Source organism: Serratia proteamaculans, from assembly GCF_008830365.1.
In the GTDB taxonomy this organism is placed as follows: Bacteria; Pseudomonadota; Gammaproteobacteria; order Enterobacterales; family Enterobacteriaceae; genus Serratia; species Serratia proteamaculans.
The window spans coordinates 481,222-500,944 of record NZ_WBKI01000002.1 but is presented as its reverse complement, the minus strand read 5'-3'; the positions used below and the strand labels follow the sequence as shown (position 1 = coordinate 500,944).

Below are 19,723 nucleotides of genomic sequence, written 5' to 3'. Positions count from 1 at the left end.
TGTTGTGTTTAAGGGCATTCACTGCGGGGCGTTACCGGTAGCTTCACCCGAGGTCATATCGATACCGCATGTCGGAGTCTTCCTGCGAGGAGCAAGGAGTCAAGATGTTTGATATTGTCGAACTGTCGCGCTTACAGTTTGCTTTAACGGCGATGTACCACTTCTTATTTGTCCCATTAACGCTGGGTATGGCGTTCTTGCTGGCAATTATGGAAACGGTATATGTACTGTCAGGCAAACAAATCTATAAAGATATGACCAAATTCTGGGGCAAGTTATTTGCAATTAACTTTGCTCTGGGTGTGGCCACCGGGTTGACCATGGAGTTCCAGTTCGGGACTAACTGGTCTTATTTCTCCCACTACGTCGGTGATATTTTCGGGGCCCCACTGGCCATCGAAGGTCTGATGGCGTTCTTCCTTGAATCGACGCTGGTCGGCCTGTTCTTCTTCGGCTGGGATCGTCTGGGCAAGGTGCAGCACATGGCCGTTACCTGGCTGGTGGCACTGGGCTCAAACTTTTCCGCGCTGTGGATCCTGGTCGCCAACGGTTGGATGCAGAACCCAATCGCCTCGGACTTTAACTTCGAAACCATGCGTATGGAGATGCTCAGCTTCTCCGAACTGGTGCTCAATCCTGTTGCGCAGGTGAAGTTTGTTCACACCGTGGCAGCCGGCTACACCTGTGGCGCGATGTTCGTTCTGGGTATCAGCTCTTACTACCTGTTAAAAGGCCGTGATCTGGCCTTCGCCAAACGCTCCTTCGCCATTGCCGCCAGCTTCGGTATGGCTGCCGTGCTGTCCGTTATCGTTCTGGGTGATGAATCCGGCTACGAAATGGGCGACGTGCAGAAAACCAAACTGGCTGCCATCGAAGCCGAGTGGGACACTCAACCGGCACCGGCTTCCTTTACCCTGTTCGGCATTCCGAACCAGGATAAAATGGAAAACTCCTACTCCATCCAAATCCCTTATGCGCTCGGCCTGATTGCCACCCGCTCAACAGATACTCAGGTCACCGGCCTGAAAGATCTGATGGCGCAGCATGAAGTGCGTATCCGCAACGGGATGAAAGCCTATGGGCTGCTGGAAGAACTGCGTAGCGGCAATACCGACCCGACGGTACGCACCGAGTTCAATAAAGCCAAGCAGGACCTGGGCTACGGCTTACTGCTGAAGCGTTATACCCAGAACGTCACTGACGCGACGGAAACGCAGATCCAGCAGGCCACCAAAGACTCGATCCCACGTGTAGCACCACTGTATTTCGCCTTCCGTATCATGGTGGCCTGTGGCGTGCTGATGCTGTTGATCATCGGTCTGTCGTTCTGGAGCGTGATCCGCAACCGTGTTGGCCAGAGAAAATGGCTGCACCGCGCGGCGCTGTATGGCCTGCCGTTGCCATGGATCGCGATCGAAGCCGGCTGGTTTGTGGCTGAATACGGCCGTCAACCTTGGGCGATTGGTGAGGTGCTGCCGACTGCGGTTGCCAACTCTTCACTGACTGCGGGCGACATTCTGTTCTCGATGGGGCTGATTTGCGGCTTGTACACCCTGTTCCTGGTGGCTGAAATGTACCTGATGTTCAAATTTGCACGTCTGGGTCCAAGCAGCCTGAAAACTGGCCGCTACCACTTTGAACAACCGACTGCCGCCGTGCAGGAAGCGCGCTAAACAGGAGTCCACGTATGTTTGATTATGAAGTACTGCGATTTATCTGGTGGGTCCTGATTGGCGTACTGCTGATCGGCTTCGCCGTCACCGACGGTTTCGACATGGGGGTCGGCATCCTGGTGCGCATTATCGGTAAAACCGATACCGAGCGCCGGGTGATGATCAACTCCATCGCGCCGCACTGGGACGGTAACCAGGTGTGGTTGATCACCGCCGGTGGTGCGCTGTTCGCCGCCTGGCCGATGGTCTATGCGGCGGCGTTCTCCGGTTTCTATGTTGCGATGATCCTGGTGCTGTCAGCCTTGTTCTTCCGCCCGGTCGGTTTTGACTACCGTTCGAAGCTGGAGAGCAGCCGCTGGCGCAACATGTGGGACTGGGGCATTTTCATCGGCAGCTTCGTGCCTGCGGTGGTATTCGGCGTGGCGTTCGGCAACCTGTTACAGGGCGTGCCCTTCCACATGGATGAATACATGCGTCTGTTCTATACCGGCAACTTCTTCCAACTGCTGAATCCGTTTGGCCTGTTGGCGGGTGTGGTCAGTCTGACCATGCTGGTAACTCAGGGGGCGACTTACCTGCAGATGCGTACCAGCGGTGAGATCCACCTGCGTGCTCGTGCTGCGGCGCAGATCTCCACGCTGGTGATGGCGGTGTTCTTCCTGTTGGGCGGTATCTGGCTGGTGAAAGGCATCGACGGTTATGTGATTACCTCGACGCTGAACACCATGGCGGAGTCTAACCCGATGCGTAAAGAAGTGGCTCATCAGGCTGGTGCCTGGTTGATCAACTTCAACAAGTATCCGCTGCTGTGGGCACTGCCTGCACTGGGCGTGGTGCTGCCGCTGTTCACGGTGCTGTTCTCGCGCATGTCGAAAGACGCGCTGGCGTTCGTGACCTCGTCGCTGACCATTGCCTGTGTGATCCTTACCGCCGGGGTGACCATGTTCCCGTTCGTGATGCCGTCAAGCACCGTGCCTAACATCAGCCTGACCATGTGGGATGCCACCTCCAGCCTGTTGACGCTGCAAGTGATGACCGTTGTCGCGGCGATCTTTGTGCCTATCGTTCTGGCGTACACCAGTTGGTCGTACTACAAAATGTTCGGCCGTCTCGATAAGAACTTCATCGAGAACAACAAGCATTCGCTGTATTAAGGATAGGGAGCTAAACCATGTGGTATTTTGCCTGGATTCTCGGAACGCTTCTTGCCTGTGCCTTCGGCATCATCACGGCGCTGGCGCTTGAGCACCACGAAGATTCAAAAGCACAGCAAGACGATAAGTGATGAGTTTGTCACTGACTGACAAGCTGTACGCTATCACTGACAAGGGCCCGGTCCGGGCCCTTTCACTGGTGCTGGCGTTGATTTTGGCGGGCTGTATTTTTTGGGATCCGACCCGCTTTGCGGCGAAGACCAGCTCGCTGGAGATATGGGAAGGTCTGCTGCTTATTTGGGCAGTGTGTGCCGGGGTAGTTCATGGCGTCGGGTTCCGACCGCAACGCACCCTGTGGCGAGCTTTTTTTGCGCCACTTCCGGCAATTGTGATCCTGGCCGCAGGATTACTTTACGTTTCTTTATAATCTCCGTTATATCCCCAAGTTATGGGCCATCGCGGCCCATAATTATTTTCGTTCCCCTGTTGTAACCCATTCCCAACCCGATCCGTCTTGCGTATAGTAGCACCGTTAAATCCATTGGCTTGGAAGTAGAGTGAGTAATACGTTGTTTCGATGGCCGGTTCGCGTTTACTACGAAGATACCGATGCCGGTGGGGTGGTCTATCACGCCCGCTATGTAGCTTTTTTTGAAAGAGCGCGCACCGAGATGCTGCGTCAACATAACTTTCATCAACAGCAGCTGCTCAGTGAAAATGTCGCTTTCGCTGTCCGGCGTATGACGGTGGATTACCTGGTTCCAGCTCGCCTTGACGATCTGCTGGAAGTACAGAGTGAAATCACCTCCATGCGCGGGGCTTCTCTTACGTTTGCTCAACGTATTGTCAATTCTGACGGAACTCTTTTGAGTCAGGCCGATGTGTTGATTGCATGCATTGATCCACACCAAATGAAGCCGATAGCGCTTCCTAAGTCTATTGTCGCGGAGTTTAAGCAGTGAATGAGATGAACATCCTAGATTTATTCTTGAAGGCCAGCCTGCTGGTTAAGCTTATCATGTTGATTTTGATATGCTTCTCAGTGGCTTCTTGGGCGATCATCATTCAGCGTACCCGCATCCTTAATGCGGCCACGCGTGACGCCGAGGCCTTTGAAGACAAATTCTGGTCTGGTATTGAGCTTTCCCGTTTGTATCAGGAAAGCCAGGCGCGCCGCGATAGCCTGACCGGCTCCGAACAAATTTTCCACTCTGGTTTCAAAGAGTTCGCTCGTTTGCACCGCGCTAACAACCATGCGCCTGAATCGGTGATCGAAGGCGCGTCGCGTGCTATGCGTATCTCGATGAACCGCGAGCTGGAAACGCTGGAAAACCACATTCCTTTCCTCGGCACCGTGGGTTCGATCAGTCCGTATATCGGTCTGTTCGGCACCGTGTGGGGGATTATGCACGCCTTTATCGCACTGGGTGCGGTGAAACAGGCCACGCTGCAAATGGTAGCACCGGGTATCGCCGAAGCACTGATCGCAACCGCCATCGGTCTGTTCGCCGCTATCCCGGCCGTTATGGCCTATAACCGCCTCAACCAGCGCGTCAACAAGCTTGAGCAGAATTACGACAACTTTATGGAAGAGTTCACCGCTATTCTGCATCGTCAGGCCTTCTCCAGCGACAGCAAATAAGTAGGAGGTAGCATGGCGAGAGTTCGTGGACGTAATCGGCGCGAGCTGAAGTCCGAAATTAACATAGTTCCGTTGCTCGACGTGTTGCTGGTGCTGTTGCTGATCTTTATGGCAACCGCGCCGATCATCACCCAGAGCGTTGAGGTTGATCTGCCGGACGCCACCGATTCCAAAGCGGTGTCCAGCAGTGATAACCCGCCAGTGATCCTTGAGGTTTCTGGCGTGGGCCAATACACCATGGTGGTGGATCACGACCGCATGGAACTGTTGCCGCCGGAGCAGGTTGCAGCTGAAGCCAGGTCGCGTTTAGCGGCTAACCCGAAAACGGTCTTTTTGATCGGTGGGGCGAAGGAAGTTCCGTATGATGAGATTATCAAAGCATTGAATATTCTCCATCAGGCGGGCGTCGCTTCCGTGGGGCTGATGACCCAGCCAATCTGACCCTGAGGTCAGTGGCAACCCGGTTCCTGTGCTGCGGTGCAGGAACCCCGTATAAGCAACACCAGTTTTTGGGAATCTATTTTGGTAAAGGCAACTGAGCAAAACGATAAGCTGAACCGCGCCGTTATTGTTTCGGTCGTTCTGCACTTTGTATTGATTGCCCTGCTGATTTGGGGATCGCTGCAAGAAAACGTCGACATGAACAGTGCCGGCGGTGGCGGCGAAGGTTCGGTCGTCGGTGCAGTGATGGTCGATCCCGGGGCAGTGGTGGAGCAGTACAACCGCCAGCAGCAGCAGAGTAACGACGCGCAGCGTGCTGAGAAGCAGCGCCAGAAAAAAGCGGAACAGCAGGCCGAAGAACTTCAGCAGAAGCAGGCGGCGGAACAACAGCGCCTGAAAGAGCTGGAGAAAGAGCGTTTGACCGCGCAGGAAAAAGCGGCCCAGGACGCGAAAGAACAGGCTGAACAGCAGAAGCAGGCCGCAGAGCAACAGAAACAGGCGGCGGAGCAACAAAAGCAGGCAGCTGAACAGCAAAAAGTGGCCGAGAACGCCGCGGCGAAAGCCAAAGAACAACAGAAAGTAGCGGAAGCCGCTGCCGCCAAGGCCAAGGCCGAAGCGGATAAGGTCGCCAAAGCACAGGCCGACGCGCAGAAGAAAGCCGAGTCTGAAGCCAAGAAAGAAGCTGCCGCCGCGGCTACCGCCAAGAAACAGGCGGAAGAAGCGAAGAAAGCCGCGGCTGCTGAAGCTGCAGAGAAAAAAGCCGCTGCTGACGCCGAGAAGAAGGCTGCCGCAGAGGCTGAGAAAGCTGAGAAAAAAGCGGCTGCTGATGCCGAGAAGAAAGCGGCCGCAGAGGCGGAGAAAAAAGCCGCTGCTGCTGAAAAGGCCGCAGCCAAGAAAGCCGCAGATGCCAAGAAGAAAGCGGCCGCTGCAGCTGCGAATCAGTCTTCAGAGGTTGACGAACTGTTTGGTGGCCTGGCGGACGGTAAAAACGCGCCGAAAGGCGGCGGTGCCAAAGCTAAGGGTGACGGCAAACCGGCCGGTCAGGGCAATGCCAAGACCGCGGGTGCCAGTGGGGCAGATATTGATAGTTATGCGGGACAAATTCGTACAGCGATTCAGAATAAGTTCTATGACCCTAGTTTGTTTGTCGGTAAGACCTGTGATCTACGTATCAAGCTGGGGCCCGATGGCTTATTGCTTGATGTGAAAGCGGTGGGGGGTGATCCTGCTCTGTGCCAGGCGGCAGTAACCGCTGCGAATCAGGCAAAGATCCCGAAACCTACAAGCGACGCTATTTATCAGCACTTTAAGAATGCGACCCTTGAATTCAAACCTCAATAAGTGTTGTTCTTACTGAGTCGTGACAGGGATGTACTAAGGTAACCAACAGGGATTATGTAGTTTTGTTTGAGTTGGTTTGTTAAAATTCTGCTAATTTATCGCAGGCATTCCGCCTGGATAAGGGAGATGAGATGAAGCAGGCATTTCGAGTAGCGCTAGGTTTTTTAATACTGTGGGCATCCGTTCTCCACGCGGAAGTTCGCATTGAAATCACCCAAGGGGTCGACTCCGCTCGTCCGATTGGCGTGGTGCCATTTAAATGGGCGGGCCCAGGCACGCCTCCGGAAGATATTGGCAAGATTGTCGGCGCAGACCTGCGCAACAGCGGCAAATTCAACCCAATTGACGTGGCGCGCATGCCGCAGCAACCAACCACTGCGTCTGAAGTGACGCCGGCGGCCTGGACTGCATTGGGCATTGACGCTGTCGTGGTCGGTCAGGTGCAACCTGGTGCAGACGGCGGTTACCTGATCTCTTATCAACTGGTGGACACTTCAGGTTCCCCAGGTACCGTTCTGGCGCAGAACCAGTATAAAGTGACCAAACAATGGTTGCGTTATTCTGCTCATACCGCCAGTGACGAAGTGTTTCAGAAGCTGACCGGTATCAAGGGCGCATTCCGTACCCGTATCGCATACGTAGTGCAGACCAACGGCGGGAAATTCCCGTATGAGCTGCGCGTAGCGGATTACGACGGCTACAACCAGTTTACGGTACACCGTTCACCAGAACCGCTGATGTCCCCGGCCTGGTCGCCGGACGGCAGCAAACTGGCGTACGTGACCTTTGAAAGCGGCCGTTCTGCGCTGGTGGTACAGACCCTGGCTAACGGTGCTATCCGTCAGATCGCTTCGTTCCCGCGTCACAACGGGGCACCAGCGTTCTCACCGGACGGCAGCCGCCTGGCCTTTGCGCTGTCTAAAAGCGGTAGCCTGAACCTGTACGTGATGAATCTTGGCTCTGGCCAGATCACCCAAATCACCGACGGGCGCAGCAACAATACTGAACCGACCTGGTTCCCGGATGGGCAGTCTCTGGCCTATACCTCCGATCAGGGCGGCAGACCACAGATTTATAAAGTCAGTGCCAGTGGCGGTGCGTCACAGCGTCTGACATGGGAAGGCTCTCAGAATCAGGATTCTGAAGTCAGCTCTGATGGTAAATTCCTGGTGATGGTGAGCTCTAACAGTGGTGCTCAGCATATCGCCAAACAAGATCTCGGATCGGGTGCGGTTCAAGTTTTGACCGGCACCTTCCTGGACGAAACGCCTAGTATTGCGCCAAATGGCACCATGGTGATCTATAGCTCCACGCAAGGTATGGGCTCCGTGCTGCAACTGGTATCGACTGATGGGCGTTTTAAAGCGCGTCTTCCGGCAACTGATGGACAGGTCAAATTCCCTGCCTGGTCGCCGTATCTGTGATGCATGTGTAAATATGTATGGCAAACTATAAAAGGATTAAAGAAATGCAACTGAACAAAGTGCTGAAAGGGCTTCTGCTGGCACTGCCAGTTCTGGCTGTAGCGGCTTGTAGTTCTAACAAAAGCGCAAACAACGACCAATCAGGTCTGGGCGCTGGCGCTGGCACTGGTACAGAAAATGGCAGCAGCAACCTGTCTTCTGAAGAACAAGCTCGTCTGCAGATGCAAGAACTGCAGAAGAACAACATTGTTTACTTCGGTCTGGACAAGTATGACGTGAGCTCTGAGTTCGCTCAGATGCTGGACGCGCACGCTGCATTCCTGCGTAACAACCCGTCTTACAAAGTGACCGTAGAAGGCCACGCGGATGAACGCGGTACGCCGGAATACAACATTGCCCTGGGTGAGCGTCGTTCTAACTCAGTGAAAATGTACCTGCAAGGTAAAGGCGTTTCAGCTGACCAAATCTCTATCGTTTCTTACGGTAAAGAAAAACCAGCAGTACTGGGCCACGACGAAGCGGCTTATGCTAAAAACCGTCGTGCAGTTCTGGTTTACTAAGAGAATCGCATGAACAGTAACTTCAGACGTCACTTGTTGAGTCTGTCGTTACTGGTTGGCGTAGCGGTCCCATGGGCCGCTACTGCCCAAGCGCCAATCAGTAATGTCGGCTCCGGCTCGGTCGAAGACCGTGTCACCTCACTTGAGCGCATCAGCAATGCTCAGGGCCAGCTTTTAAACCAACTCCAGCAACAACTCTCTGACAACCAGCGTGACATTGACTCACTCCGCGGGCAAATCCAGGAAAGCCAATATCAACTGAATCAGGTTGTTGAACGCCAAAAGCAGATCTATCAACAGATGGATAGCATCAGCCAGGGCGGCGCTCAGAGCTCCGCTGCTGCAGCGGGTGCCGCAGGTGGGGCAGCAGCGGCTGCGTCCTCCGACGGCGCTGACAGCGCGTCTGCGGGCGCTACAGCAGCAGCTCCGGCCAGTACGGGTGATGAAAACAGCGATTACAACGCCGCTGTTTCATTGGCGCTGGAAAAAAAGCAGTATGACCAGGCGATCTCCGCTTTTCAGTCCTTCGTAAAACAGTACCCAAAATCGACTTACCAGCCTAATGCCAACTATTGGCTCGGCCAGTTGTTCTACAACAAGGGTAAGAAAGATGATGCGGCTTACTATTATGCGGTGGTGGTGAAGAATTACGCAAAATCACCTAAGGCACCGGACGCAATGTACAAGGTGGGTATCATCATGCAGGAAAAAGGGCAGGCCGATAAAGCCAAAGCCGTGTTCCAGCAGGTGATTAAACAATACCCAACCAGTGCTGCGGCCAAACAGGCGAAAAGTCGAATCGCAGGTTAGTTAGCAAAAAAATGAGCCCAGAAGTTAGTCGATTTGACCGATTTCTGGGCTCATTCGTGTGAAGAACAAGCAGTTGAACCTGTTGTTTATAAATTTAGGTTGCGCTGCCAAGATAAATTAGTAATATATGCCGCCGTTGCCAAGACATCTTGCAAGATGTTAAAGCAGCAAGGAAATTGGGTCGTTAGCTCAGTTGGTAGAGCAGTTGACTTTTAATCAATTGGTCGCAGGTTCGAATCCCGCACGACCCACCAATTCCTGAAATAAGAAATGAAGTGAAATCGTAAGGGTGAGAACCGTAAAGGTTTGAGTCTCGCAAAGCGAGACAACATCACGAAGTGATGGCCCGAAGGGTGAGGCGCAAGCCGAATAATCCCGCACGACGCACCAATTTCTGAAGTAGTAGCAGTAACCACACTAGTGGGTGATTAGCTCAGTTGGTAGAGCATCTCCTTTACACGGAGGGGGTCGGCGGTTCGAGCCCGTCATCACCCACCACTGCTGTGGGCCGTTAGCTCAGTTGGTAGAGCAGTTGACTTTTAATCAATTGGTCGCAGGTTCGAATCCCGCACGGCCCACCATTTCAGAATTGTTTTTCCTCAATACGGGCTTCGGTTTTGTATTGGTTGTTCAGCAGTAAACCACGTCAGTGGGCCGTTAGCTCAGTTGGTAGAGCAGTTGACTTTTAATCAATTGGTCGCAGGTTCGAATCCCGCACGGCCCACCATTATTGCAGCGAGTTCCTCTCCTGCTTACGCGGTTCAGCAGTATCCCCTCAGTGGGCCGTTAGCTCAGTTGGTAGAGCAGTTGACTTTTAATCAATTGGTCGCAGGTTCGAATCCCGCACGGCCCACCATTTCACAGAGTACCTCAGCACTTTTCCCAAAACTTGAGCATCGCATAACGCACGAACCGTGTGGGTGAGAAGCTGCGCTCAGGTTCGAGCATCGCGCAGCGATACGACAACGCGCAGCGTTGCCCGAAGGGTGAGGCCAAAGGCCGAATCAGTCCCGCACGGTATCCCCGGTTTGCCCCCAGCATCTTCAATCCGTTTTATCCGTTTATCCCTTTTAGTACCTGGAACCCTCCTTTCTTTGCACTTTATCCTTTCAAATTTTTAATGAATTAAACATCTTCCGCGCAAATATAAAATATCAGCGGACTTTTCGCACAAATGCAGGTATTTTGTTTAGTATATAAAACGAAGGGGGTTGCGATGGGTAATACCCGGGCAGCAGACACCCAGCCTAGCACAGAGATTGCAGCGATGAGTGAAATGTTTGATGTTAATGCGGCGGTGTACCCGTTCCCGCCCAAACCGGTGCCACTGGACGATGCGCAAAAGGCGTTTTATCGCGAGAAGATTAAAATCCTGCTCAAGCAGCGCAATGCGGTGATGGTGGCCCACTACTATACCGATCCGGAAATCCAGGCACTGGCGGAAGAAACCGGTGGCTGCGTGGCGGACTCGCTGGAAATGGCAAGCTTTGGCAGCAATCATCCGGCCTCGACCCTGCTGGTTGCCGGCGTGCGCTTTATGGGTGAAACCGCCAAGATCCTCAGTCCGGAAAAGCGGGTGTTGATGCCAACATTGAACGCAGAGTGCTCACTGGATCTCGGTTGCCCCGAAGAAGAATTCAATGCCTTTTGTGACAGCCACCCGGATCGCACCGTGGTGGTCTACGCTAATACCTCGGCGGCGGTAAAAGCACGAGCGGACTGGGTGGTCACCTCCAGTATTGCCGTTGAACTGATCGAACACCTCGATAGCCTGGGTGAGAAAATCATCTGGGCGCCAGATCGCCATCTGGGTAATTATGTGAAAAAGCAGACCGGTGCCGACGTATTGTGCTGGCAGGGCGCCTGTATCGTCCATGACGAGTTTAAAACCCAGGCCCTGATGCGTATGAAGGCCTTATACCCGAACGCGGCGATACTGGTGCACCCAGAGTCACCACAGGCGGTGGTCGATCTGGCCGATGCGGTAGGTTCAACCAGCCAATTGATTCAGGCGGCGAAAACCCTGCCCAATCCGCAACTGATTGTTGCTACCGATCGCGGGATTTTTTATAAGATGCAACAGGCCTGTCCAGACAAAGAGCTGTTCGAAGCGCCAACCGCTGGAGAGGGTGCCACCTGTCGTAGCTGTGCGCACTGCCCGTGGATGGCGATGAACGGCCTGAAGGCTATCGCCGATGGACTGGAACACGGTGGTGTACTGCATGAGATCCACGTCGATGCTGCATTGCGCCAGAAGGCACTGATCCCGCTGAATCGGATGTTGGATTTTGCTGCCCAGCTCAAAATGCAGGTAAAAGGCAACGCTTAACCATTTAATAAGGATCATAAAATGAGTTTTTTCAGTACCAGTAATATCCTGGTGCATATCCCGCTGGGAGCGGGGGGCTACGATCTGTCATGGATTGAGGCTATCGGCACCCTGTTTGGCCTGCTGTGCATCTGGTATGCCAGCAAAGAGAAAATTATCAATTACCTGTTCGGTCTGATTAACGTCACGCTGTTTGCGGTAATTTTCTTCCAAATCCAGCTGTACGCCAGCCTGCTGCTGCAGTTGTTCTTCTTCGTCGCCAATATTTACGGCTGGTATGCCTGGAGCCGTCAGACTCAGGATAATCAGGCCGAGCTGAAAATTCGCTGGCTGTCGTTGCCGAAGGCGCTGAGTTGGGCGGCGGTGTGTGTGGTCGGCATTGCTCTGATGACGTTCAACATCGACCGCGTGTTTGCCTGGTTGACGCAGGCGGCGGTGACGGTGATGCAAGGGCTGGGCCTGAGCGTGGAAATGCCGCAGCTGCAGCCGGATGCCTTCCCATTCTGGGATTCGACCATGATGGTGTTGTCGATCGTGGCGATGATCCTGATGACGCGCAAGTACGTGGAAAACTGGCTGTTGTGGGTAGTGATTGACGTGATCAGCGTGGCTATATTTGCCTACCAGGGCGTTTACGCCATGGCGCTGGAATACGTGATCCTGACGCTGATTGCGTTGAATGGTTCCTGGCTGTGGATCAAAAGTGCCGGCAACAATCGCTCGCGGCCATTATCTTCTGCACCATAATAACGCCGGGGCGCCAAATAAGGCGCCCCGGTTGATTCTAGTGATGATGCCCGACATGCGAATGTGAGTGGTCACTCGGCTCGGGTGCCCGGTTAATCCCGCAGTCGGGTGTATCGCAGTGCTGATACTCCATCTGGATGGTCACGTGACCAATGCGATAGTGTTCCAGCAGATAGGCCTGAATACGATGCAGCAGGCCATCGTGGTCGTTCGGCGGTATCACCTGCGCATGCAGCGTCATCAATTTTTGCTCGCCAATCTGCCAGACATGGACGTGATGGATATTGCGCACTTCCGGAATATTCAGGCACAGGTCTTTTTGCAGTTTATTGATGTCCACCTCCTGCGGCGTACCCTCCAGCAGTTCATGGAAGCTCTCTTTCAGCAATCGCCAGGCGCTGCGTATCACCAGACAGGACACCAGCACCGACAGTATCGGGTCGATCGGCGTCCAGCCGGTGGTCAGGATCACAATGGCGGCGGCGATGGCGCCCACCGACCCCAGTAAATCCCCCAGCACATGCAATGCGGCAGCGCGCACATTGATATTCTTCTCTTCGCTTCCTCGGTGCAGCAGCCAGAAGGCGAACAGGTTAGCCAGCAGCCCCGCTATGGCGATAATCAGCATTGGCGCACCCATCACCGGCTGTGGCTCGAAGAAACGCCGTATTGCCTCCCACAGGATGAATACCACGATCACCAACAGCGCCGCAGCGTTGAGGAAAGCCGCCAGGGTGGTCAGGCGCAGATAACCGAAAGTGTGGCGTGCATTGGGCTTACGCTGCGAGAAGTGTACCGCCATCAGGGCCACCAGCAGTGCGGCAGCGTCGGTAAGCATATGGCCGGCATCCGCCAGCAGCGCCAGTGAACCTGAAATCAACCCGCCGACCACTTCGGCGACCATAAAGACCGCAGTGACTAAAAAAGCGGTCAGTAGGCGTTTACTATTACTGTCTTTTGGCAGGTGTACGTGTGGGGCGTCCGACATTATTCATCCTTATCCATAGCAAAATACGTTTCGTCAGTGCTGACCAGATCGTTCAGTTCTATCAGAATCTGTGCCACTAACGCACTCAATTCATTATAGGCGGCCTGCATCAATGTTCCTTCACGGCCGTTGTCCCCCAGTTGTTGGCACAGGCTGGCCGCCGCCGGCAGCTGCAGCATCAGTAGGCTGCCCTTGATACGATGGGCAGCCTGGCTCAAGGTTACCCCATCCTGGTTCTGTGCCGCCTGCTCAAGCCGCTGCTGGTCTTGTCGCAGTGTCGTCAGCAGCGTTGTTGCCAGACGCTGGATCATCGCTCGGTCATTACCGGCCATATCGACCAGGGTTCTCTGCAGGTCAGTAAGGACTAACTGCTGCTCCATCCCCTGTGGTTGCTGCGGTAGTGCCTGAGCGATGGCCGCCAGTGAAATGGGTTTGGTTAAAAAGCGATCTATCGCCACCAATCCCGGCGGGATGCGGGTAAATTCCTGCACGTCTGCCGAGCAGAGAATAATCTGGCAGGCTGGGCGCTGAAGGCGTTGCTCATCGCGACGTATTAGTCTCGCCAGTGTCAGGCCGTCCGGGCGTGGCATATTGTAATCGATAAACAGCAGGTCAAACGGTTGCCGACGGTGGGCCTTCAACAGCGGATAACCCTGTTCGAATAATCTTGGCTGCAGGCCGAAGTGCCGCAGTTGCCGCTCCATCAACAGCAGGTTGGTGGGGTGATCGTCGATCAGCGCCACGCGTAGGGTGGACGGCGGCAGAATGAGTGGCATGTCGGCCTGCTGAGTTGTGGGATCGACTGCAACCTGGGTTACCAGCACGGACACTGTCACCTCGGTACCCAGGCTGGGTTGTGAGTGTAACTCAATGCGGCCGCCCATCTGTTCGATAATCTCTTTACAGATAGACAGCCCCAGCCCGGTACCCTGCACGGATACGCGCTGTGCGCCGCGTGCGCGGTAGAAAGGTTGGAACAGTTTACCGATCTCATCTGCCGCGATGCCACAGCCACTGTCGGCCACCGTCAGCCACAGTTCCCCCAGAGGTGGATCCTGCTCGCGCCAGCCGATATTTACCTGAATAGTACCGCGCGGTGTGAATTTAATTGCATTGTTTATCAGGTTGTTAGCCACTTGAAGTAAACGCTCACCATCAATGAGGACTGCGGCGGGCAGGTTGTCGGCTGCACTGACGTTTAGCGTCACCGGACGTTCGCCGATCAGCGGTTGATACAGGGCGCTGATATGGGTTATCCAGGGCTGCAGTGCTACAGATTTGGGCACCAGCGTCAGTGAACCGGTTTCCAGCCGCGCGTGATCTTGCAAATCATTAAGCAGGTTGAGCAATGACGACGCCGAGCTGTAAATCACCGGCAGTCCTTCAGGCGTCGGCTGGCGTTTGAGTTCCAGTTCCAGCAGACCGAGGATCGCGTGCATCGGCGTCCGTAGTTCATGGCTGACGGTGGCCAGAAATTTGCTCTTCATCCGATTTTCGGCTTCGGCATGCTGACGAGCCTGTTCGATCACTTCGCGCTCACGCTTTTCCCGGCGCTGCAGGATAAAGCGCCGCAGGGTCAGCCCCAGCAGCAGCAGGATCGCCGCCGCCAACAGTGCCAGCAGCCAGGTGGTTTGCGGCTGCATGCGGTTTTCATTCACTGCATCAATCAGGTTGCTGCGATCGACAATCCATTCATCACGCAACGACTGCAGCGTTTCGGACGGGATCTGCATCAGATTTTTATCGAGAATAGCCAACAGCAAAGGCTGATCCTGCCGTACGCCGAAAGCTACCGGGTAGGCGATGTTATTGGCAGCGAACGCCAGCTTTATCGCACCGGAATAACGCGACAGGGCGACAAAGTTTGCCGAGATCACGTTATCCACCAACGCATCCAACTGGCCGTTGGCCAGGGCGTCATACATGCTCTTGCTGTCAGCAAAACGGATCAAGTCTTCGCTGGGGGGAACCAACTCCTGCGCCAAGTCGCCCTGCAGGACGCCGATGCGCTTACCGGCCAAATCGCTCCAGGTGGAAATGCCGTTGGCCTGCTGGCCAACATAAACCCCCCACAACGAACGGTGGATCGGCATGCTGGCGCTGTAGCGTGCTTTAACGCCGCGTGCCAACGGCAGGGCGGTCCGGAAGCTGGCCTGGCCGGATTGCACCAGTTGGTCGGCCTGCTCGGCGTTGCGCGCCCAAAGCGGCATAAAGCGCAATCCGGTGTTCTGCGCGATGATATTCAGAATGTCGATCGCGTAACCGCGCGCCTGCCCGCCGGAACCACGATAGGCGAACGGGAAATTATTCTCGATGGCGGCGTAATAAACGGTGGGATGGGTCGCCACCCAGTTTTTTTCCATCTGGGTCAGATCGGCATTACCGGTATCGAGATAGCTGGGGATCTTTTTACTCCAGCGGCTCTGAATGGCGTTCATAAATTCCATCGGGGTATCGGCGATGGCCAGGTTGAGGGTGTCGATCAGCGTCGGGTTGGCGGAAGCAAACACGAACGACAGGTTCCCGAGGTTGATGCTACTTTCAATCTGATAAAGCTGGCCGAGCTGTAACTGGTCAATAATAAAGCTGGCGCTGGCTTCGTCGGCAATAAAGTAGTCGCTGCTGCCGTTTAGCAAGGCGTACACCGCCTGCAGGTTGTTGTCATAACGCTGCACGTGAGAGGACACCGCTTTCAGCGCGTTACCGGCCTGCATATCGGTCAAGGTACTGATCGCCACCCGTGCGTTGGTGGAATTGAGCATCACCTGGCGGTCATTACTGCGATCCCGCAGCACGCGCAGATTACTGACGTAGTAAGGCTGAGAAATCTTCAGACTGTGCAGCGCTTCATTTTGCGGAATGCCGTACACCAGATCGATAGTCCCGTCATGCAGTGCCTGCTCAAGCTGGGCCAGATCGGCAAAGCCGTAAATCTGAAAGTGAATGCCGGTAACCTGCTGGACATAGCCGAGGTAGTCGGCGTTCAAGCCGTACAGATCGTCATCCACGATGATGTTATAGGGGCTGGTGTTCTCACTGATGATGCCGACACGCAACGTGGTATCGCGCCAGGGGTTTTTCTCACTGGCGATCAGCATATCGAGCGGGATATTCAGGTTGCTGACCAACTGATAGCGTACCGGCTGCGCCGCCTGAGCGATATTGCCGAGGCTAAGCAGCAGGGCTAACAGCAGGGCTAACAGCAGCGCGCCACGCATCATGGCGTCAGCTCTTTAAATACCGCCACCAGTTCCAGCAGGTTGCTGGCACCGGTCTTGCGCAAGATATTCTTTTTATGGGTGCTGACGGTTTTGTTACTGATGCTCAGCATCTCGGCGATTTGCAGGTTGGAAAGCCCTTTACTGAGCAGGCCGAGAACCTGCAGTTCTTTTGGCGTCAGCAGTGAGCCCTCTGCCGGCTGGGTTTCTTCCGCCATCGCGGCGGCAGGGAAGCTCAGCTCGCCACCCAGCACGGTTTCAATTGCCAGCACCAGCTGTTCAAGTCGGCTGCCCTTGTGCACAAAGCCGTTGGCCCCGGCCACATAGGCCATACGGGCATAAATCTCTTCTTCCTGGGCGGTATAAATCAGGATCGGTTGTTGCGGATAGTAACGGCGAATTTTTTTCAGCAATTGCAGGCCATCTACCTGCGGCAGGCCGATATCGAGGATCACCAGTGCAAAGTCGGCGGCGGCCAACTGAGCCAGTGCCTGTACGTCATCCTGCACCGCCTGCAGGTGGTAGGGGCGGGATGATTTGATTAGTGCCGCTTCCAGTGCGACATGAACCACCGGGTGGTCATCAACTAATAACAATGAGGGCATGGCTTGGCTCGAGTTACGGATCCTTGCCGTTAGCATAACCAAAAAGGAGCCACTGCGCTCTCCCGATGAAACAGCACAATCTACTGTTAATTTGGGCGTTCATTCTGCAGGCGGTAAAGGTGATTTACAGCGTTACCCTCACAGGCTAAATTGGTGGGATCTACGCTCTGCGAAATACCGCCTCTCGATACCGAATGGAAAAGTGATGAATTACCTAAATGACGATTTACGCATTAAAGAAATTAAGGAACTCCTGCCACCGGTGGCCCTGTTAGAAAAGTTTCCGGCCACTGAACGTGCAGCAGAGACGGTGTCACAGGCACGCAATGCTATTCATCAGATCCTTCGCGGCAGTGACGATCGCCTGCTGGTGGTGATCGGTCCTTGCTCGATCCACGATACCAAAGCCGCCAAAGAGTACGCCGGCCGTCTGCTGGCGCTGCGTCAGGAGCTGAGCGGTGAGCTGGAAGTGGTGATGCGCGTTTATTTTGAAAAACCGCGTACTACCGTGGGCTGGAAAGGCCTGATTAACGATCCGCAGATGGATAACAGCTTCCAGATCAACGACGGCCTGCGTCTGGCACGCAAGCTGTTGCTGGATATCAACGATTCCGGTCTTCCGGCTGCCGGCGAATTCCTCGACATGATCACCCCGCAGTATCTGGCAGATCTGATGAGCTGGGGCGCTATCGGCGCACGCACCACGGAATCTCAGGTGCACCGCGAACTGTCTTCCGGCCTGTCTTGCCCGGTGGGCTTCAAGAACGGCACTGACGGCACCATCAAGGTGGCGATTGACGCCATCAACGCCGCCAGCGCGCCGCACTGTTTCCTGTCGGTGACCAAATGGGGTCATTCAGCGATCGTTAACACCAGCGGTAACGGCGACTGTCACATTATTCTGCGTGGCGGCAAAGAGCCAAACTACAGCGCAGCACACGTGAAAGAAGTCAAAGAAGGCCTGGTCAAAGCGGGTCTGCCTGCACAGGTGATGATCGATTTCAGCCACGCCAACAGCAGCAAGCAGTTCAAGAAGCAGCTGGAAGTGAACGCCGATGTCTGCCAACAGATTGCCGGCGGTGATAAGGCGATTATGGGCGTGATGATCGAAAGCCATCTGGTGGAAGGCAACCAGAATCTGGAAAGCGGCGAACCGTTGGTTTACGGCAAAAGCGTCACCGACGCCTGCATCGGTTGGGCAGACACCGAAACCGTTCTGCGGGAACTGGCAGTAGCAGTGAAAGCGCGCCGCGTTAAATAAAGCCCTACTTTGCGCCATAAAAAAAGCCCCCGGCCAAAACCGGGGGCTTTTTAGATCAACGGGCGAAAATTACTTCGCTTTACCCTGGTTTGCTACGGCGGCCGCTTTAGCAGCGATCTCGTCGGCATTGCCCAGATAGTAACGTTTGATAGGTTTGAAGTTCTCGTCAAACTCATACACCAACGGCACGCCAGTTGGGATGTTCAGTTCGAGGATCTCATCTTCGCTCAGGTTATCCAGGTATTTCACCAGCGCACGCAGGGAGTTGCCGTGTGCAGCAACGATAACGCGCTCGCCGCTTTTGATACGTGGCAGGATTTCTTCATCCCAGTAAGGGATCACGCGATCGATGGTCAGCGCCAGGCTTTCGGTCAGCGGCAGCTCTTGCTCGGTCAGCGCGGAGTAACGTGGGTCGTGGCCCGGGTAACGCTCGTCATCTTTGGTCAGCTCTGGTGGAGTGACGGCGAAGCCGCGACGCCATTGCTTAACCTGCTCGTCACCGTATTTTTCTGCGGTTTCAGCTTTGTTCAGACCCTGCAACGCGCCGTAATGACGTTCGTTCAGCTTCCAGGATTTTTCAGTCGGCAGCCAGGCCTGATCCAGTTCGTCCAGAATGTTCCACAGGGTGTGGATAGCGCGCTTGAGTACGGAAGTGTAAGCAAAGTCAAAAGCGAAACCTTCGTTTTTCAACAGTTCGCCTGCAGCTTTCGCTTCGGTGCGGCCTTTATCGGACAAATCAACATCATACCAACCGGTGAAGCGGTTTTCGTTGTTCCACTGGCTTTCGCCGTGACGCACCAGAACCAGCTTAGTTACAGCCATAGCTTAACTCCTTAATAATCTGACATTTCAATGATAACGAAAATCATTATATTGCCGCGGCCGGTGGCTCGGCAATCGATAGTGTTTAACCATAGCCAATTTCTTGCCGCAAAGTAAGTGCTGAACTAAGGAAAAGCTGAATCGATCAGGCGGGCGCCGGTAGTGAGTGCGGCACGGTGAAAGGGGATCCCGCCGTGCCGCCGAAGGAGGATAATCAGGCTGATTTTTTCAGGCAATTGCTCATAAAGGTTTTACGCGCGTCGCCCGTCAGGCTTTTGGTCTTGGCGTCGGCGTTACAGGTTTTCATTTTTTGCTGCTGCGGGGTCAGGGTTTTCGTCGCAGTGGTCCCTTCGGATTTCAGGCAGGTGCTCATAAAGGTGGAGCGATCCGCGCCCTTCAGCGTTTTGCTGGAGGCCTGTTGATTACAGTCGGTCATGCGTTTCTGCTGTGCAGCCTGCGCCGGTGACGGTGTTTTTGCTGCAGTTTCGGCAGCCATCAGGTTGGTGCTCAGCAGTAAACCCGCCAGTAATGGAAGTGCAGTAATCAGACGCATAGGTGTTCCTTCAGCTATTGACCGGCCGGGGTGGCCGAAAATTGTGACTTTGCACAAGGTGTTGTGCTTATCACCGTAGCCTGATTCTAGTGCCCGCTTTGGAATAAGGAAAGGCAGCGGCCTGCGGGACAGAGGGGTAAAAAGGTAAGCATTTA

The 19,723-nt window shown here is 54.5% G+C and carries 19 protein-coding genes, 5 tRNA genes and 2 other RNA genes; 21 read left to right on the top strand and 5 right to left on the bottom strand.

Annotated elements, in window-relative coordinates:
- The first annotated feature begins 104 nt into the window (after nucleotides 1-104).
- The 20 genes from cydA to pnuC all read left to right on the top strand — a co-directional run bounded on the left by cydA (nucleotide 105) and on the right by pnuC (nucleotide 12,121).
- The gene (gene cydA, locus F8R23_RS11390) at nucleotides 105-1,673 is read left to right on the top strand and encodes a cytochrome ubiquinol oxidase subunit I (RefSeq protein WP_099065143.1); all 1,569 of its coding nucleotides are present in this window, start codon (nucleotides 105-107) and stop codon (nucleotides 1,671-1,673) included.
- 14 nt (nucleotides 1,674-1,687) lie between these two features.
- Nucleotides 1,688-2,827: a cytochrome d ubiquinol oxidase subunit II gene (cydB, locus tag F8R23_RS11385; RefSeq protein WP_085115627.1), complete on the top strand. Its 1,140-nt coding sequence runs from the start codon at nucleotides 1,688-1,690 to the stop codon at nucleotides 2,825-2,827.
- Between the two features lie 17 nt (nucleotides 2,828-2,844).
- On the top strand, nucleotides 2,845-2,958 hold the full coding sequence (cydX, locus tag F8R23_RS11380; protein ID WP_012005708.1) for a cytochrome bd-I oxidase subunit CydX: 114 nt from the start codon (nucleotides 2,845-2,847) through the stop codon (nucleotides 2,956-2,958).
- Complete coding sequence (gene ybgE / locus F8R23_RS11375; protein ID WP_012005709.1) at nucleotides 2,958-3,254, top strand: cyd operon protein YbgE; 297 nt, start codon at nucleotides 2,958-2,960, stop codon at nucleotides 3,252-3,254. Before cydX ends, ybgE begins: the two co-directional genes overlap by 1 nt.
- A 130-nt stretch (nucleotides 3,255-3,384) precedes the next feature.
- Nucleotides 3,385-3,789, top strand: a complete 405-nt coding sequence (gene ybgC / locus F8R23_RS11370) for a tol-pal system-associated acyl-CoA thioesterase (RefSeq protein ID WP_085115628.1) — start codon at nucleotides 3,385-3,387, stop codon at nucleotides 3,787-3,789.
- The gene (gene tolQ / locus F8R23_RS11365) at nucleotides 3,786-4,469 is read left to right on the top strand and encodes a Tol-Pal system protein TolQ (protein WP_006324117.1); all 684 of its coding nucleotides are present in this window, start codon (nucleotides 3,786-3,788) and stop codon (nucleotides 4,467-4,469) included. Before ybgC ends, tolQ begins: the two co-directional genes overlap by 4 nt.
- Nucleotides 4,470-4,481: 12 nt before the next feature.
- The gene (gene tolR, locus F8R23_RS11360; protein WP_112350069.1) at nucleotides 4,482-4,910 is read left to right on the top strand and encodes a colicin uptake protein TolR; all 429 of its coding nucleotides are present in this window, start codon (nucleotides 4,482-4,484) and stop codon (nucleotides 4,908-4,910) included.
- An 81-nt stretch (nucleotides 4,911-4,991) separates the two neighbouring features.
- Nucleotides 4,992-6,251, top strand: coding sequence for a cell envelope integrity protein TolA (gene tolA / locus F8R23_RS11355; protein ID WP_129935754.1), 1,260 nt, complete (start codon nucleotides 4,992-4,994; stop codon nucleotides 6,249-6,251).
- Between the two features lie 131 nt (nucleotides 6,252-6,382).
- On the top strand, nucleotides 6,383-7,675 hold the full coding sequence (gene tolB / locus F8R23_RS11350; RefSeq protein ID WP_112350070.1) for a Tol-Pal system beta propeller repeat protein TolB: 1,293 nt from the start codon (nucleotides 6,383-6,385) through the stop codon (nucleotides 7,673-7,675).
- A gap of 44 nt (nucleotides 7,676-7,719) precedes the next feature.
- Nucleotides 7,720-8,235 carry a peptidoglycan-associated lipoprotein Pal gene (gene pal, locus F8R23_RS11345; protein WP_085115631.1) on the top strand — a complete coding sequence of 172 codons (516 nt, stop codon included), beginning with the start codon at nucleotides 7,720-7,722 and terminating at the stop codon, nucleotides 8,233-8,235.
- A gap of 9 nt (nucleotides 8,236-8,244) precedes the next feature.
- A complete protein-coding gene (gene cpoB / locus F8R23_RS11340; protein WP_151415644.1) occupies nucleotides 8,245-9,045 on the top strand; it encodes a cell division protein CpoB in 801 nt (266 codons plus the stop codon).
- A gap of 178 nt (nucleotides 9,046-9,223) precedes the next feature.
- Nucleotides 9,224-9,299: transfer RNA gene (locus tag F8R23_RS11335), tRNA-Lys, on the top strand.
- Between the two features lie 15 nt (nucleotides 9,300-9,314).
- A non-coding RNA gene (locus tag F8R23_RS11330) (RtT sRNA) lies at nucleotides 9,315-9,435 on the top strand.
- Nucleotides 9,436-9,467: 32 nt separating this feature from the next.
- Nucleotides 9,468-9,543: transfer RNA gene (locus F8R23_RS11325), tRNA-Val, on the top strand.
- Nucleotides 9,544-9,550: 7 nt separating this feature from the next.
- Nucleotides 9,551-9,626, top strand: a tRNA-Lys gene (locus F8R23_RS11320).
- Nucleotides 9,627-9,696: 70 nt separating this feature from the next.
- A tRNA-Lys gene (locus tag F8R23_RS11315) sits at nucleotides 9,697-9,772 on the top strand.
- A gap of 53 nt (nucleotides 9,773-9,825) precedes the next feature.
- A tRNA-Lys gene (locus tag F8R23_RS11310) sits at nucleotides 9,826-9,901 on the top strand.
- A 44-nt stretch (nucleotides 9,902-9,945) separates the two neighbouring features.
- Nucleotides 9,946-10,070, top strand: a non-coding RNA gene (locus tag F8R23_RS11305) — RtT sRNA.
- Nucleotides 10,071-10,312: 242 nt separating this feature from the next.
- Nucleotides 10,313-11,374: a quinolinate synthase NadA gene (gene nadA, locus F8R23_RS11300; protein WP_151415715.1), complete on the top strand. Its 1,062-nt coding sequence runs from the start codon at nucleotides 10,313-10,315 to the stop codon at nucleotides 11,372-11,374.
- A gap of 21 nt (nucleotides 11,375-11,395) precedes the next feature.
- Nucleotides 11,396-12,121, top strand: a complete 726-nt coding sequence (gene pnuC, locus F8R23_RS11295) for a nicotinamide riboside transporter PnuC (RefSeq protein ID WP_129938567.1) — start codon at nucleotides 11,396-11,398, stop codon at nucleotides 12,119-12,121.
- A gap of 37 nt (nucleotides 12,122-12,158) precedes the next feature.
- On the opposite strand, the gene zitB is transcribed toward pnuC, so the two are convergent.
- Genes zitB through F8R23_RS11280 form a run of 3 tightly spaced genes read right to left on the bottom strand, consistent with a single transcriptional unit; the run spans nucleotide 12,159 to nucleotide 16,932 of the window.
- Entirely contained in the window at nucleotides 12,159-13,109 is a 951-nt protein-coding gene (gene zitB, locus F8R23_RS11290) for a CDF family zinc transporter ZitB (RefSeq protein WP_112350073.1), read from the bottom strand.
- Nucleotides 13,109-16,330 (bottom strand): ATP-binding protein, encoded by a 3,222-nt coding sequence (locus tag F8R23_RS11285; RefSeq protein ID WP_151415643.1) that lies wholly within the window; start codon nucleotides 16,328-16,330, stop codon nucleotides 13,109-13,111. Before F8R23_RS11285 ends, zitB begins: the two co-directional genes overlap by 1 nt.
- Nucleotides 16,327-16,932 carry a response regulator gene (locus F8R23_RS11280; RefSeq protein ID WP_129935746.1) on the bottom strand — a complete coding sequence of 202 codons (606 nt, stop codon included), beginning with the start codon at nucleotides 16,930-16,932 and terminating at the stop codon, nucleotides 16,327-16,329. Before F8R23_RS11280 ends, F8R23_RS11285 begins: the two co-directional genes overlap by 4 nt.
- A gap of 205 nt (nucleotides 16,933-17,137) precedes the next feature.
- Between F8R23_RS11280 and aroG the strand changes: the two genes are divergently transcribed.
- The gene (gene aroG / locus F8R23_RS11275; RefSeq protein ID WP_112350076.1) at nucleotides 17,138-18,193 is read left to right on the top strand and encodes a 3-deoxy-7-phosphoheptulonate synthase AroG; all 1,056 of its coding nucleotides are present in this window, start codon (nucleotides 17,138-17,140) and stop codon (nucleotides 18,191-18,193) included.
- Nucleotides 18,194-18,262: 69 nt separating this feature from the next.
- Here aroG and gpmA read toward each other — a convergent pair whose 3' ends face one another.
- Nucleotides 18,263-19,015 (bottom strand): 2,3-diphosphoglycerate-dependent phosphoglycerate mutase, encoded by a 753-nt coding sequence (gpmA, locus tag F8R23_RS11270; protein WP_085115640.1) that lies wholly within the window; start codon nucleotides 19,013-19,015, stop codon nucleotides 18,263-18,265.
- Between the two features lie 214 nt (nucleotides 19,016-19,229).
- A complete protein-coding gene (locus F8R23_RS11265; protein ID WP_085115641.1) occupies nucleotides 19,230-19,568 on the bottom strand; it encodes a PsiF family protein in 339 nt (112 codons plus the stop codon).
- Between the last annotated feature and the right edge of the window lie 155 nt (nucleotides 19,569-19,723).

Bases quoted from the DNA above. Each gene is read 5' to 3' on its own strand.
- cydA (WP_099065143.1), top strand. From the start codon at position 105: ATGTTTGATATTGTCGAACTGTCGCGCTTACAGTTTGCTTTAACGGCG.
- cydB (WP_085115627.1), top strand. From the start codon at position 1,688: ATGTTTGATTATGAAGTACTGCGATTTATCTGGTGGGTCCTGATTGGC.
- cydX (WP_012005708.1), top strand. From the start codon at position 2,845: ATGTGGTATTTTGCCTGGATTCTCGGAACGCTTCTTGCCTGTGCCTTC.
- ybgE (WP_012005709.1), top strand. From the start codon at position 2,958: ATGAGTTTGTCACTGACTGACAAGCTGTACGCTATCACTGACAAGGGC.
- tolR (WP_112350069.1), top strand. From the start codon at position 4,482: ATGGCGAGAGTTCGTGGACGTAATCGGCGCGAGCTGAAGTCCGAAATT.
- tolB (WP_112350070.1), top strand. From the start codon at position 6,383: ATGAAGCAGGCATTTCGAGTAGCGCTAGGTTTTTTAATACTGTGGGCA.
- pal (WP_085115631.1), top strand. From the start codon at position 7,720: ATGCAACTGAACAAAGTGCTGAAAGGGCTTCTGCTGGCACTGCCAGTT.
- cpoB (WP_151415644.1), top strand. From the start codon at position 8,245: ATGAACAGTAACTTCAGACGTCACTTGTTGAGTCTGTCGTTACTGGTT.
- nadA (WP_151415715.1), top strand. From the start codon at position 10,313: ATGAGTGAAATGTTTGATGTTAATGCGGCGGTGTACCCGTTCCCGCCC.
- pnuC (WP_129938567.1), top strand. From the start codon at position 11,396: ATGAGTTTTTTCAGTACCAGTAATATCCTGGTGCATATCCCGCTGGGA.
- zitB (WP_112350073.1), bottom strand. From the start codon at position 13,109: ATGTCGGACGCCCCACACGTACACCTGCCAAAAGACAGTAATAGTAAA.
- F8R23_RS11285 (WP_151415643.1), bottom strand. From the start codon at position 16,330: ATGATGCGTGGCGCGCTGCTGTTAGCCCTGCTGTTAGCCCTGCTGCTT.
- F8R23_RS11280 (WP_129935746.1), bottom strand. From the start codon at position 16,932: ATGCCCTCATTGTTATTAGTTGATGACCACCCGGTGGTTCATGTCGCA.
- aroG (WP_112350076.1), top strand. From the start codon at position 17,138: ATGAATTACCTAAATGACGATTTACGCATTAAAGAAATTAAGGAACTC.
- gpmA (WP_085115640.1), bottom strand. From the start codon at position 19,015: ATGGCTGTAACTAAGCTGGTTCTGGTGCGTCACGGCGAAAGCCAGTGG.
- F8R23_RS11265 (WP_085115641.1), bottom strand. From the start codon at position 19,568: ATGCGTCTGATTACTGCACTTCCATTACTGGCGGGTTTACTGCTGAGC.